At 75.7% G+C, this 13,368-nt stretch carries 8 protein-coding genes and 7 pseudogenes; 9 read left to right on the plus strand and 6 right to left on the minus strand.

What is annotated here, in order from left to right:
• Positions 1–109: 109 nt before the first annotated feature.
• From MCM47_RS28165 to MCM47_RS28180, 4 genes and pseudogenes are all read right to left on the minus strand, one after another.
• Positions 110–850 carry a hypothetical protein gene (locus MCM47_RS28165; protein WP_238864512.1) on the minus strand — a complete coding sequence of 247 codons (741 nt, stop codon included), beginning with the start codon at positions 848–850 and terminating at the stop codon, positions 110–112.
• Positions 851–1,611: 761 nt separating this feature from the next.
• Positions 1,612–2,304 (minus strand): hypothetical protein, encoded by a 693-nt coding sequence (locus tag MCM47_RS28170; protein WP_238864601.1) that lies wholly within the window; start codon positions 2,302–2,304, stop codon positions 1,612–1,614.
• 70 nt (positions 2,305–2,374) lie between these two features.
• A pseudogene (locus MCM47_RS28175) lies at positions 2,375–3,019 on the minus strand (MFS transporter); the annotation flags it as partial.
• A 470-nt stretch (positions 3,020–3,489) separates the two neighbouring features.
• A complete protein-coding gene (locus MCM47_RS28180; protein ID WP_238864513.1) occupies positions 3,490–4,356 on the minus strand; it encodes a hypothetical protein in 867 nt (288 codons plus the stop codon).
• 26 nt (positions 4,357–4,382) lie between these two features.
• On the opposite strand from MCM47_RS28180, the pseudogene MCM47_RS28185 reads away from it, so the two are divergent.
• The 4 genes and pseudogenes from MCM47_RS28185 to MCM47_RS28200 form a co-directional block, all read left to right on the plus strand.
• A pseudogene (locus tag MCM47_RS28185) lies at positions 4,383–4,667 on the plus strand (nuclear transport factor 2 family protein); the annotation flags it as partial.
• Between the two features lie 150 nt (positions 4,668–4,817).
• A pseudogene (locus MCM47_RS28190) lies at positions 4,818–5,141 on the plus strand (nuclear transport factor 2 family protein); the annotation flags it as partial.
• A gap of 350 nt (positions 5,142–5,491) precedes the next feature.
• A complete protein-coding gene (locus tag MCM47_RS28195) occupies positions 5,492–5,941 on the plus strand; it encodes a hypothetical protein (protein ID WP_238864514.1) in 450 nt (149 codons plus the stop codon).
• A 290-nt stretch (positions 5,942–6,231) separates the two neighbouring features.
• A complete protein-coding gene (locus tag MCM47_RS28200) occupies positions 6,232–6,936 on the plus strand; it encodes a class F sortase (protein WP_374209218.1) in 705 nt (234 codons plus the stop codon).
• Positions 6,937–7,037: 101 nt separating this feature from the next.
• Here the strand turns inward: MCM47_RS28200 and MCM47_RS44110 are convergent.
• Positions 7,038–8,237, minus strand: a pseudogene (locus MCM47_RS44110) (methyltransferase); the annotation flags it as partial.
• On the opposite strand from MCM47_RS44110, the pseudogene MCM47_RS43450 reads away from it, so the two are divergent.
• The 3 pseudogenes from MCM47_RS43450 to MCM47_RS28225 all read left to right on the plus strand — a co-directional run.
• A pseudogene (locus MCM47_RS43450) lies at positions 8,157–8,369 on the plus strand (hypothetical protein); the annotation flags it as partial. The pseudogenes MCM47_RS44110 and MCM47_RS43450 sit on opposite strands and share 81 nt — an antisense overlap.
• 170 nt (positions 8,370–8,539) lie before the next feature.
• Positions 8,540–8,998, plus strand: a pseudogene (locus MCM47_RS28220) (MMPL family transporter); the annotation flags it as partial.
• 72 nt (positions 8,999–9,070) lie between these two features.
• A pseudogene (locus MCM47_RS28225) lies at positions 9,071–9,691 on the plus strand (endonuclease/exonuclease/phosphatase family protein); the annotation flags it as partial.
• On the opposite strand, the gene MCM47_RS28230 reads toward MCM47_RS28225, so the two are convergent.
• Complete coding sequence (locus MCM47_RS28230; RefSeq protein ID WP_308222482.1) at positions 9,577–12,141, minus strand: DEAD/DEAH box helicase; 2,565 nt, start codon at positions 12,139–12,141, stop codon at positions 9,577–9,579. The pseudogene MCM47_RS28225 and the gene MCM47_RS28230 sit on opposite strands and share 115 nt — an antisense overlap.
• Between MCM47_RS28230 and MCM47_RS28235 the strand changes: the two genes are divergently transcribed.
• Both MCM47_RS28235 and MCM47_RS28240 read left to right on the plus strand, forming a co-directional pair.
• The gene (locus MCM47_RS28235; RefSeq protein ID WP_238864515.1) at positions 12,056–12,649 is read left to right on the plus strand and encodes a hypothetical protein; all 594 of its coding nucleotides are present in this window, start codon (positions 12,056–12,058) and stop codon (positions 12,647–12,649) included. The two genes, MCM47_RS28230 and MCM47_RS28235, sit on opposite strands and share 86 nt — an antisense overlap.
• Before the next feature lie 477 nt (positions 12,650–13,126).
• Positions 13,127–13,318 carry a DUF1508 domain-containing protein gene (locus tag MCM47_RS28240; RefSeq protein ID WP_238864516.1) on the plus strand — a complete coding sequence of 64 codons (192 nt, stop codon included), beginning with the start codon at positions 13,127–13,129 and terminating at the stop codon, positions 13,316–13,318.
• Positions 13,319–13,368 lie beyond the last annotated feature (50 nt).

The raw sequence follows: 13,368 nt of genomic DNA on the forward strand, positions 1-13,368 counted from the left end.
GCGTGGCCGGCCGGGCGCCGGGCGGGTGCGCCCTGATCGGGCGGCCCGGCGGGGGTGAGGAGGTGACCGCGGGGTGGTGGCGGGGTCGCGGCGCAGGACCGGCCGCGGCTCAGAGCGCCGGGCCGCCCAGGTGCCGCTTCAGGGTCGACAGCAGGGCCCCGAAGGCGGCCTCGGCGGCGGAGTCCGGGTAGCGGTCACGGTCCCAGGCGAGCCGGACCAGCAGATCGTCGCCGTGCGAGGCGGAGACGGCCAGCGGCGCGGCGAGCGGGCGTCCGGCCAGGTGGGTCTCGCGGCCCGCCGTTCCGGCGAGCACCAGGGGCGGGCGGCGCTGCAGGTCCTCGAAGGTGAGCAACCCGTCCAGGGCGCCGGACCAGCGCGCCCCGGCGGAGCGGGCGGCCCGGACCACGTCGTCGAACGGGGTGTCGGCGTGGTCGAGGTCGTCCCACCAGGCCGCGCTCAGCTCGTCGAGGCTTGCGTGGTCGGCGTGGTCGGCGTGGTCGGCCCGTCCCATGGCGGGCCTCGCCGGTGAGGGGTGCACCAGGGTGTTGAGGAAGCAGCCGACCACCGGTGCGGCGCCGGGCGGTCGCCCGCCCCACGGGTAGCCGAGCGCGAGCGCCCGGTCCCCTTCGCCGAGCCGGTGGGCGGCGGCCCCGACGGCGTCCAGCAGCGCGGGGAAGACCGCGCCCCGGGCCGCCCCGGTGGCGGCCGGCAGCCGGTGGGTGACCATCCCGGTGGACCTGGCCGCCGGGCCGGCGTCGCCTTCCCCGCCGAGTCCGCACAGCCGGGCGGCCCAGTACGCGTGCGCGGCGGCGCTCGCAGCCGCGTCCTCGGCCGCCAGCTGCAGCTCCACCGCCTCCCGGTACGCCGCCAGCCCGTCGTCCGCCGCCGGCTCGGCCGGCCCGTCCTCCGCGTAGGCGGCCGGCGAGCCCCGCCGTGACCAAGCCGAGCGACTGCTCGTCGCAGGCCGCGTGGTCGAGGGCGACGGCGAGCAGCTCCTCCTCGTCGTCCGGGGCGGCCGCCAGCAGCAGGCGCAGGGCCGGGCCGTCGGCCGGCCAGTCGAGCAGGGCGCGGCGCAGCGCCTCCTCGGCGGTGCCGTCCGGGCCGGTCTCCGTCCGCTCGACCGCGACCGACGGTCCGCCGAGGCGCAGCACGGGAGTGCCGCGCACGGTGGCGAAGGAGCCGCGCAGGGCGGGGTGGGAGGCGGCCAGCCGGACGGCGGCGCGGTGCAGCCGCGGCAGGTCGACGACACCCCGGGGGTAGGCGAAGAACAGCGGCACGACGTCCGTCCGGCTCTGCGGGTCGCGCCGCCGGGCGATCAGGAAGCGGCGCTGGGCGCCGGTGAGCGGGAGGAGCCCGCCCCCGGAGTCGGCGACGGAGCCGGCGGCGACGGAGCGGAACCGGGTGAGGTAGGCGGCCGTGATGCTGGAGTGCACGGAAGGGTCTCCGCTTTCGGTTCGGCGGATCGGATCGGTGGATCAGTGGATCGGTGGATCGCTGGATCGGTGGATCGGGCGGGACGGGCGGGGCCTCAGGGGACGGGCCGCGGCCCGTCCGGACAGGGCGGCCCGCCGGACGACCGGGACGGTCGCCGGAACGTGCGGGCCGGGCGGGTCAGCGGGCGGGTCTGGCGTCCTCCGGGGAGGGCTCGGCCGCCCCGGTGGTGGCGCTCCCGGGCCCGCCCGGGGCGGCCGCCGCTGCGGAACCGGCGTCCGCGGGGGCGTGCGCCTCCGCCGGACCGGCGTCGGTCGGCAGCTCCCGCATGCCCCGCAGCGGCGAGAGCAGCAGGGGCAGCGGCACCACCAGGAACCCGGCGGCACAGACCCAGAGCGCGGCGCGCGCTCCGGCGGCGTCGGCCACGGCGCCGCCGAGCAGCGCCCCCAGCGGCAGGGTGCCCCAGACCAGGAAGCGCATCGTCGCGTTCATCCGGCCGAGGAGCCCCGGCGGGCAGACGCCCTGCCGGAAGCTCACCTGGGCGACGTTGTAGACCACCCCTCCGAACAGGACCGTGCCCGAGGCCAGCGCGAACAGCACCACGCCGGCGCCGCCGCCGGTCAGCGGCCAGAGCAGCGCGAACGGTCCGGTGAGGACGGGGGCGAGCCAGATCAGCCGGGCCTGGCCGACCCACCGGGCCAGCGGGCCCGCGCAGAGCGCCCCGGCCAGTCCCCCGATCGCCGAGACGGAGAGCAGCACCCCGATGGCGGCGGGCGAGAGGTCCAGCACCCGGACCCAGAACACCGTCTGGACGGCCATCAGGATGGCGGCGAACAGGTTGGACACGGCGGTGGCGGCGGCGATCGCGCGCAACAGCGGGTGTGGCGGCGGCGATCGCGCGCAACAGCGGGTGCCGGAGCACGAACCCGACGCCTTCGGCGATCTCCGTGCGCAGCGAGCGCCCCGGGTCCGGCGGGGGCGGCGCCTCCTCCTCGGTGCGGATGCGGGCGAGCACCACCGCGGAGGTCAGGTAGCCGACCGCGTCGGCGAGGATCGCCAGCGGCGCGCCGAGCAGCTGGACCAGCCCGCCGCCCAGCCCCGGGCCGGCGACCTGGGCCGAGGAGCGGACGGTCTCGATCGCGCCGTTGCCGGCGACCAGGCGCTCCCGTGGCAGCAGCGCCGGCAGGAAGGACTGGTGGGCCACGTCGAAGAAGACCGTCGCCACGCCGGTGACCAGGGCGACCAGGTAGAGCTGGGCCATCGTCAGCACACCGAGGGCGGCGGCCGGCGGGATCGACCCGACGGCGAGGCAGCGCACCACGTCGGCACGGATCAGTACGGGCAGCTTGCGCATCCGGTCCAGCCAGGCACCCGCGGGGAGTCCCACCAGCAGGAAGGCCGCGGTCTCCGCCGCCGTCAGCAGGCCGACCTGGAGCGGCGTGGCGTCGAGCTCCACCACCGCGACCAGCGGCAGTGCCACCAGGGTGACCTGGCTGCCCACTTGGGCCGCGACGGCCCCCGACAGGAGGAGACGGAAGTCGCGCAGACCCAGCAGGCGGGCCGGGTTCGGACGAGGCATGTCGTTCATCAGTACGACTCTCGGTTACCGATTCGACACCGGGCAACCGGTCAGTTCGTTTCCGGCCTTCCGCCACAACGGCCGGATTCCGCCCTTTCCCCGGCCCGCTCGCGCTCCACCCCGGTCCACCGCCCCGCCGGACCGCACCACCGCGGGGAGTCCGACCAGCAACATTCCGGCCGGACGGATTTCAAACCAGGATCCGCATCACACTGTCCGAATACCGGACGGGCATGTTCTGGCCATCGGACGGCCATCTTCAACATGGCCGGAACCTGCAAAGTATTGACGATTCGTCATTCACACGTGGTCTCGCCGTGCTATCGGGTGCCGGGCCACCCCGGTCGCCCCCGGCCCCGGCCGCCGCATCCGTGCCCCCACGCCGCCGCGCGCCGCGCCCGCACGCACGCACGCCGACGCCCGGTCACCGGCGTCGGGCGCCGAAGGTGACCGGGCGCCGGCGGCGGGGCGGTGCGGGCTCAGGCCGCGCCGAGTGCGGCGTCCGGGATCCTGCCCGCCTGGGCCTGTTCGATCCGCTGGACGAGCATCACGGCCAGCCTCCGCGTCGCCGCAGGGTCGGCCGGCCCGCCCTCGGTGGTCACCGCGGCGACCAGCGTGCCGGAGCGCAGGACGATGCTCACCCCGTCCCGGCCGGCCAGCTGGCCCTGGAACGCGCGGTACTCGCTCCCCAGCGGCACGATGTCCACCGCCCGGTACCTGTTCCCGTCCGCGTACGACGCGTACACCTCGGCGAGCTTCTCCTTGGCCGCCGCCTTGGTCGGCAGCGTGTCGATCGCGAAGCGCGCGGTCACCTCGCCGAGCGAGAAGCGGGCCGTCCCGCTGAGCGGCTTGCCGCTGCACGCCCCGCTGCCGGAGCAGGTGGTGGCGTGGTCGGCGGAGTCGACCCGCCGCTTCTCCTCCTCCCAGCCGGTCATGGCCTTGCCGTCGGGCAGCAGTTGCAGGAGGAGCTTCTCGTCGAGCACCAGCGCGTCCGAGTCCGCGGTGGGCGCCGGCAGGGCGCCGCCGGTGCCGGAACCGCCCCCCGCGCCCGGCGTCGACGCACCACCCGCAGGCGCCCCGGCCGTCCCGGAAGCACCCGGCGAACCGGCCGCGGCGGAGGCGCCGCCACCGGTCGCGGCGGCACCGCCCGCGGGAGCCGACGCCGAACCCGCCGGCGAGGCCGCGGCGGCGGAGGCCTGGCCCGACGCCGCGCCCGCGGTGGCGGACGCGCCGCCCTTCGCGGCGTCCCGGGAGGTCGCCGACCCCCCTGAGCTGCAGGCCGTCAGCACGCCCAGCAGTACCCCTGCGGCCGCCGCGGCGGCCACCTTCCGACCGACCGTGCCCATCGCCCGCTCCCTCTCGTGTCAGTGGACCATCCCCGTTCGAGGGCGTGCGCGGCCTCGACGCCTACCGCGCGACCTGGCCGCCCTTCTTCCGGTGGCTGGCCGCCGGGGCGGCGTTCGAGATCGAGTCGCTCGACGTGACGGCCGGCGCGGACGTCGCCTTCGCCCACGCCCTGCTGCGCTGCGGTACGACGCGCGACCTCACCGAGCGGCCCGCCCTGCGGCTGCGGCTCACCCTCGGACTGCAGCGCACCGCGGGGCAGTGGGAGGTGACGCACGAGCACCACTCCTTCCCCGACGCCTCCGCCGCGCCGGACACCGCGCCGGACGCCGCACCGGAGCCCGCCGCGGAGGCCGTGCCGGACGCGACCGCGGCAGGCGGTTGCGAGCCGTCCGGCGCGGCCGAGCGCGAGGTACGCGCGATCCACGACCGCTGGGCGGAGCAGACCGCCGCAAAGGACCTGGACGGGCTGATGGCCCACGTCGCCGAGGACGTCGTCTCCTACGAGCACGCGGGCCCGCTCGGCTACCGGGGGATCGAGGAGGTCCGCGAGATCTGCCGCAACGGGCTGGCGGCCTCCCCCGGACCGGTCGCCTGGGACATCCCGGACCTCACCGTCCGAGTGGGCGGGGACCTCGCCGTCGCCTGGGGGCTGGACCACATCCGCAGCACCGGGGCGGACGGCACGACCGCGGAGACCTGGTCGCGCGGTACCCGGGTGTTCGAGCGGCGGGACGGCGGGTGGGCCATGGTGCACCAGCACCTGTCGTTCCCCCTGCCCTCCTGACCCGCCCGGACCTGCGACGTCCTGTCTTCCAGGACGACCGCGGCGCGGGCACGGCCGCGGTTCCGGAGCGGCCGGCCGTGCTCCGACCGCCCGCGCCCGGAGCACGGCGGCGCGTACGGCGGCGGGCGACGCGCGCAAGGGCCCGGCCCTGATTCACCCGGACCGCCCGTGCACTCGGGTGAACACGCCCGGGAGACCACCCGAAGGGGCGCACCGCCGCGGCCACCACCGCCGTTCTCCGGTGGCAACGGCGGTGGTCGTGGTTGACGGTGGATCAGGCGCAGCACCGCGAGTCCCCTTGGCCGACGACGTGTCGGCAGTCGCGGCTCCGCGCCGGAAGGATCACCATCATGCGTTCTGCACGCACGCTGCTCGCCGGGGCGGTCATCGCCGCCGCTGCCGTGACCATCAGCGCCCCCGCCGCCTTCGCCGACGGCGGCGACAAGAACCTGACCTGGCAGGAGAAGCAGGAGAAGGCCGCCAGCCCCGACGGCCAGAAGACCTGGGACGAGAAGCAGGAGAAGGGCACCTCCTCCGGCTCCTCCAGTTCCTCCAGTTCCTCCAGCTCGTCCGGCTCGTCCAGCTCGTCCGGCTCCTCCTCCTACGGCGACAAGGGCGAGAAGAGCGACAAGGGCGAGAAGGGCGAGGAGAAGGCCCCGCACGGCGGTGTGCACACCGGTGGTGGCGGCCTGGTGTCGGGCGGCGGCCTCGCCTCCGGTGCCGTCCTGCTGCTCGGCGGTCTCGGGGCCGGCGCCATCGCGCTGCGCAAGGGCCGTCGCTCGGCCGGCGCCGCGATCTGAGCCGGGCGCCGTCCGACGGCGCCGACCGACGCCTCCCCGCCGTGGCCGCCGCCCCCCGCGCGCCGGCCGCGGCGGGGGCGCGCGGGTCCACCGGGCCCGCCGAGCGGCCACGAGCGGCGCTCCGTCGCGACGGCCGGCGCGTGATCACCGACTCGTCGTCGCCGACGCGGGCCGGCCGGCTCGTCCTCGGCGAGTCGCCCGGCCGGGTCGCCGCGACCGGATCGTGACGACCGCGTCGTGGTGACGCGTCGTGGTGACAGAAGAGTCCCGCACGGCCGAGGAGTGGAACGATGGCCGGTCTGGTTCCTGGTACGTCCCGGCTGCTGCGCGCGGGTATGGGCGCGGCGGCGGCCGGTCTGCTGCTGATCTACAACTCGGTGGACTCCGGCTCCCCGGCGGAGCCCGCCTCGGGCCAGGCCGCGCCCCCGGCGGCCACCGCCGGCCCGACGCCCGGCGCCGCGTCCGCGACGCCCGTACCCACCGCGCCCGCACCGAAGGCCGCCGCCCAGGGCGCCGCGGTGCCCCCGCTGAAGCGGGCCGTACCCACCCGGCTGCGGATCCCGCAGATCGGTGTGGACGCCCCGTTCACGGAGCTGACGCTCAACCCGGCCGGCCAGCTCAACGCCCCGCCGCCGGACGACAAGAACCTGGTCGGCTGGTACCGGGACGGCGTCACCCCCGGCGAGCGCGGCAGCGCGGTGGTGGCCGGACACGTGGACACCACCAAGGGCCCGGCGGTCTTCCTGCTGCTGAGCCTGCTGCTGCCGGGCAACAAGGTCGAGGTGCAGCGGGCGGACGGCACGGTCGCCGTCTTCTCGGTGGACTCGGTGGAGACCTTCTCCAAGAGCGCCTTCCCCGACCAGAAGGTCTACGGGAAGACGTCCGACGCCCAGCTGCGGCTGATCACCTGTGGCGGCACCTACGACAAGAAGCGCAAGGACTACCTCGACAACGTGGTGGTCTTCGCGCACCTGGAGTCCTCGCGGCGGGCCTGAGCCCGTCGCCACGGCCCCGGTCGGCAACGCCGACCGGGGCCCCGCCGTTCCTGGCCCCGACCGCCCGGCCGTGCGGGGGCGACGCGCCGAACCGCCCGCACCGGCACGGTGGCCTCGAAGGCGTGCAGGTAGGGGTTGACCTCGCGGACGCCGGCGACGGACAGACCGGCCTCCTCCATCAGGCGCACCATGCTCTCCTTGGAGTGCTTGGCACCGCCGACGTTGAGCAGCAGCATCAGGTCCATCGCCGTGGTGAAGCGCATCGAGGGGCTGTCGTCGACCAGGTTCTCGACCACCACGACGCGGGCGCCCGGCTTGGCGGCCCGGACCACGTTGGCCAGGGTGCGACGGGTGCTCTCGTCGTCCCACTCCAGGATGTTCTTGATGATGTAGAGGTCGGCGCGCACCGGGATGTCGACCCGGCAGTCACCGGGCACCAGCCGCGCCCGGGCGGCGAAGGCGCCGCCGTCGCGGAGCCGGGGGTCGGCACCGGCGACGACCTCGCAGGCTGTTGGGGGCGTCCTCGCGCAGCAGCCGGGACATCTCGGTCGGTGACACCCGGAGAGCCGGTTGCCGCTGACCAGCGTCCCCTCGGTGTCGGTGGCGCCACCCTCGTTGACCACGCTGTTGGCGAGGAAGATGCCGGACTGGCCGTTGCGGGCCGACTCGTTGCCGACGATGACGGCGCGGGTCGACTTCTCCTGGCTGATGCCCTGCAGCTTGTTGTCGTGGACGTACGTCGCGCGCACGGTCATGCCGGTGGTCGAGGCGATGTTGATGCCGTTCTTGGGGAAGCCGGTGACGGCGAGGGCCTCGACGGTGACGCCGCGCAGCGGCTCCGCGTCGGTGCCGGCGACGCAGAGTCCGTGGCCGGCCGCGGCGCAGACGGTGTCGCCGGCGGTGCCGTCGGCGGCGTTCCCGGGGGCGATCACGCTGCTCCGGCCGATGCCGCGCAGGGTGAGCCCGGGCGTGGTGATCCGGACGCTGCCGTAGTAGGTGCCGGGCAGCAGCTGGACGGTGTCGCCGGGGCGGGCCGCGTCCCCGCGTGGGCATGAGTTGATGACCTGCTTTCTGACGCGCTCGCGGGACTCCGGCGCGGTGACGCGGTGTGAGTGGGAGACGACGGCCGGTGGTGGTCGGCCCGAATCGACGCTATGGGTGCCCGGGTGGACCCGCCACCAGGGCTGGGCTGTGGGGCTGACGGAGCGTCGGCCGAGGCGGTGACGCGGGCGGGGTCTGCAGGGTCGGGTCGCGGCGGAGGCCTCCGCGACGGCTGCGGCCGTCGCCCGGGCGGCGCCCACGTGCCGGTGGCCGCCCGCGGGCTGGCCGGGACCGGCCTGGCGTACGCGCGGCGGGTGGGCGCGGAGGCGGTCCAGGTGTTCGTGGCCAATCCGCGCGGCTGGGCCACTCCCCCGGGCAACCCGGCCCAGGACGTGGACCGGCACGCCAACATCGGCGCCGGGATGATCGGCGCGGAGCCGTTCCGGGAGCTCTTCGAGCACCCGGAGACCGCCGGCGTCCCACTGGTCGTCGAGACCCCGGACCGCAAGCACGGTGGGGAAGGCGCGGGCCACGCGCTCGACATCGGGGTGCTGAAGGAGCTGTGCTGTCGTACGCGTCGGCGCTCGGGATCAGCGCGTTCTTCTTCGAGCACGTCTTCCACTTCGAGGGCCAGGACAACTCCTTCCCGCTGTTCGTCTTCGTCTTCCTGGTGGCGCTCGGCATCGACTACAACATCTTCCTGATGACCCGGGTGCGGGAGGAGTCCGTCCACCAGGGCACCCGGACGGGGGCGATCTCCGGGCTGGCGGCGACCGGCGGGGTGATCACCTCGGCCGGACTGATCCTGGCGAGCACCTTCGCGGTGCTCGGCACCCTGCCCCTGGTCGGCTTCGCCGAGATCGGCTTCGCGGTGGCCCTCGGCGTCCTGCTGGACACCCTGGTGGTGCGGTCGGTGCTGGTCACCGCGCTCACCATGGACCTGGACCGGCACATGTGGTGGCCCAGCAAGTTGTCCAAGCAAGTCGCCGATTCGGAAGGCGAGTTGGCCAGACAGCTTTAAGTTACCGCCGAGTTCACACGGCGATCGTCCGACGTCTTGCCAGGCGTGGCCCAAGGCGCGTTCACTGCGGGCATGCCAACTCCCACCACGCTTCGCCGCGGCACGCGCCTGGCCGCCGCCGCTGCCGTCGCCGCGGGCCTGATCGCCCCGCTGGCCGTCGCCCCCACCGCCTCGGCCGCCACCGTGCCCGCCGGCTCGGTGCCCGCACTCAAGGTGCTGACGTACAACGTCTTCCTGATGAGCAAGAGCCTCTACCCCAACTGGGGCCAGGACCACCGCGCGAAGGCCATCGCCGCCGCGGACTTCTTCCAGGGGCAGGACGTCGTCGTTCTCCAGGAGGCCTTCGACAACGCCGCCTCCGACCTGCTCACCTCGCAGGCCTCGGCCGCCTACCCGTACCACACCCCGGTGGTCGGCCGCTCGACCAGCGGCTGGGACGCCACCGGCGGCAGCTACAGCTCCACCACGCCGGAGGACGGCGGGGTGACGCTGCTCAGCAGGTGGCCGATCCTGCGCAAGGAGCAGTACGTCTTCAAGGACGCCTGCGGGGCGGACTGGTGGTCGAACAAGGGCTTCGTCTACGCCGTGCTGGACGTCAACGGCGTGCGCACCCACGTGGTCGGCACCCACCACGCCCGCTTCCACAACTCCCCGATCGCGTCGGCGGACAGGACGAGCAGCTCGCGCAGCCGCTCGGCGGACAGTTCGGCCAGCCACTCCTCGCCGCCGCCGATCACGGCGTCGGCCAGCCCGCGCTTGGCCGCCAGCAGGTCGTCGATCCGCTCCTCCACCGTCCCGACGCAGACCAGCCGCCGCACCTGCACGTCGCGGCGCTGCCCGATCCGGTGCGCCCGGTCGGTCGCCTGGTCCTCGACGGCCGGGTTCCACCAGCGGTCGAGATGGATCACCTGGTTGGCGGCGGAGAGGTTGAGACCGGTCCCGCCCGCCCGCAGCGAGAGCAGGAACACCCTCGCCCCGTCGGGCCGTTGGAACCGCTCGACCAGCTCGTCCCGCCGCCCCTTGGGCACCCCGCCGTGCAGGTACGGGACGTCCTCGCCCAGCCGCTCGCGCAGGTGGGGCTGGAGCATGGCGCCGAACTCGGCGTACTGGGTGAACACCAGCGCCCGGTCACCCTCGGCCAGCGCCTCCTCCAGCACCTCCACCAGTCGCTCGACCTTGCCCGAGCGGCCGGCCACCGCCGTTCTGTCGTGCAGCAGTTGGGCGGGGTGGTTGCAGACCTGCTTCAGGCGGCCGATCGCCGCCAGGACGGCGCCCTTGCGCTCCACGCCGCGCATGCCGCGCAGCCGCTCCAGCAGATCGGCCACCACCGCCCGGTAGAGACCGGCCTGTTCGGCGGTGAGACTGCAGCGGACGGTGAACTCCTGCTTGGCTGGCAGGTCCTGGGCGATCTGCGGGTCGCTCTTGCTGCGGCGCAGCAGGAACGGCCCGGACAGCCGGCGCAGCCGCGCCGCAGCCTCGACGCTCCCGGCCTGCTCCACCGGGATCGAGAACCGCTCCTTGAACGACTCCGCGCTGCCGAACAGCCCCGGGTTGGCGAAGTCCAGCACCGCGTGCAGTTCGGCGAGCCGGTTCTCCACCGGTGTGCCGGTGAGCGCGATCCGCGGGCCGGAGCGCAGCGAGCGGATCGCCCGCGACTGCCGGGCCGCCGGGTTCTTGATGTGCTGCGCCTCGTCCGCGACGATCCGCCGCCAGCGGATCGCGCGCAGCTCGGCGGCGTCGCGCTGGACCAGCCCGTAGGTGGTGATCACCAGGTCGGCGGACCGGTCGGGCGCGGCCCGGTCCGCCCCGTGGTGGACGTGGACGCGCAGCCCCGGCGCGAACCGGGCCGCCTCCCGCTGCCAGTTGCCGACCAGCGACATCGGGCAGACCAGCAGGGTGGGGCCGGTGGCACCGCGCTGCTGCTCCAGGGCGAGCAGGGCGAGGGTCTGGACGGTCTTGCCGAGGCCCATGTCGTCGGCCAGCACGGCGCCGAGTCCCAGCCGGCCGAGGGCGTCCAGCCAGGCCAACCCCCGCCGCTGGTAGGGGCGGAGGCTTCCGGTGAAGCCGTCCGGCAGCTCGGGGACCCGGTCGGCCGGGCCGGGCCGGCCGGCCAGCAGGTCCCCGATCGGCCCGGTGGCGCTGACGGCGGTCACCGGCAGTCCGTCCACCACGGCGCCGTTGTCCAGGGCGAGCCGGAGCAGCTCGACCGGCTCCATCACGCCGCGGCCCTGTGCGGCCAGGAACCTCACGGCGGCGGCGAGTTGGGCCTGGTCCACCTCGATCCAGCGGCCGCGCAGCCGGACCAGCCCCTGCTGGGCCGCCACCAGCTCGGCCAACTCCTCCTCGGTGAGGGTCAGTTCTCCGACGGAGAGCTGCCACTGGAAGTTCAGCACGGCGTCCCGGTCCACCCGGGCGGTGCGCCGCACCGAACCCGGGGCGGTGGCCGGCGCCGCGGTGAGGGCGAGGCCGAGCCGGGGGCGCCGCTGCCACCAGGCGGGAAGCAGCACGCCGAAGCCGGCCCGGGCGAGGGCGGGGGCGGCCTCGCGCAGGAAGCGCAGGGCGCCCGCGCGGTCCAGGTCGACGCCGGTGGGTCGGGGGGCCAGCAGCACGCTCCGCAGCGGCGGGTGGACGCGGGCGGCGCGCTCCAGCTCGGCGAGGAGGGCGGCGGCCGGGTCGGCGACGGTGCGCGTCAGGGCGGCGTACCCCGCGTCCTCGGTCCAGAGGTCGGCGGCGGGGACGACCAGGGAGGGGCGGTCGGCGGCCTGGAGCAGCAGGTCGAGCCGCCAGGTCTCCGGGGCCGCGTCCGGGCCGCCTTCCCGGGCCGCTCCCCCGGTGCGGTCGCGCTCGGCCCGCTCGCCCTCGGCGCGGCCGCGCCCGTACGGGAGGTCGTCCGGTCCGAGGGGTTCGGTGAGGCGGAGGTTGAGCCGGACCGGGCTGTCGGCGGGGCGGGCGGCACCCCACGCGGTCAGGCGCTCCGACAGGTCGGCGGCCGGGGGCCGGCTGAGGCGGCCGTCCGCCCCTGGCGCGACCGCGGCTACCTGCGACCTCGACGACTCCGTGCTCGGCGTCGGCCTGCCGCTCTGGCTGGTCGAGCACACCACCGCCCCGCACGCCCTGGTACCGGCCTTCCTGGTGCTCAACACGGTGCTGGTGGTCCTCCTTCAACTACGGCTCTCCACAAGGGCCGCGGGCCCCCAACGGGCGGCCGGAGCGGTGGCGCTCGCCGGTCTGGCGATGTTCACCGGCTGCGCCCTGGTGGCCCTCGGCACCGGCGGCGGGGCCTGGTCCGCCTCGGCCGCCCTGCTGGCGGCGGCGACGGTGGTGACCGCCGCCGAGCTGATGCGCTCGGTCAGCTCCTGGGAGCTCGCCGTCTCCCTCGCCCCCGACCGCTCCCGCGCCTCCTACCTGGGCGTCGCCGGCATGTCCCAGTCCATCCAGAAGTCCGCCGGCCCGCTGCTTCTCACCGGCGCCGTGATGACCGCCGGTCCGGCCGGCTGGCTCGCCCTCGGCACCGCGGTCGCCGGCCTCTCCCTCCTCCAGCGCCGCTCCTGCCTCCGCCGCCTGGCCGCCATGCGGCCGGCCGACGGGCCGGCGGCGGCCGCCGCCCCCTGCGGTGCGGCCGACTCCCTCCCGGCCACGGCCCGGCACTGATCCTCCGGCCGGGCGACGAGCACGGGCGGGGGCCGGGGGGCAGGGGCCGGGAGCCGGGGTGCGGGGGCGGGAGCCGGGGGCGAGCGCTCGGCGCCCGACTCCACGGCCCGACCTCACCGAGGCCACCCCGAAGCACCCGGCCCGCCGGGAGAGGACCACCCGCGCCCCTCGGCGTCCTGCACCACCGGCGACTTCCGGTCGACCTCGGCGAGGCCGGGACGGTCCTCCGCCCCTGGAGCCGCTCGGCGACCACGGCGTCCTGACCCACGAGCGACACCGGCCGCCGGGTGTCCGCCGGCCCGCGCGGCGGCCGGGAAGTCCGGCGGAGCCCCGGCCGGTCACGGGCACGGCGGAGCGTGACCCCGCGCGCCCGACCGGGTCCGCGTGCCCCGGATGGATCATCTGGCGTGCAGCGGAGGGGACTTGGCCCTAGGTTGCGTTGCGAGGGGGCTACTCGACCGAGAGGTGTCTACTGCCATGGCAGGCAAGTTCGAGCTGTACACCGACGAGAGCGGCATGCACCGGTTCCGGCTGAAGGCGAGCAACGGCTCCGTCGTCGTGACGGGCGACCCGCAGGAGAGCCGGGACGACTGCATCAAGAGCATCGAGTCGATCCGGAAGCTCGCGCCCTACGCGGAGCTCAAGGAGGCGGCCGCCGGTACGGCCTGACCGGACGCGCGCGCGCAGCCCCGCCGGCGGCGGGTGCGGACGCGCGTGGC

This window comes from Kitasatospora sp. A2-31 (genome assembly GCF_022288725.1).
In the GTDB taxonomy this organism is placed as follows: Bacteria; Actinomycetota; Actinomycetes; order Streptomycetales; family Streptomycetaceae; genus Kitasatospora.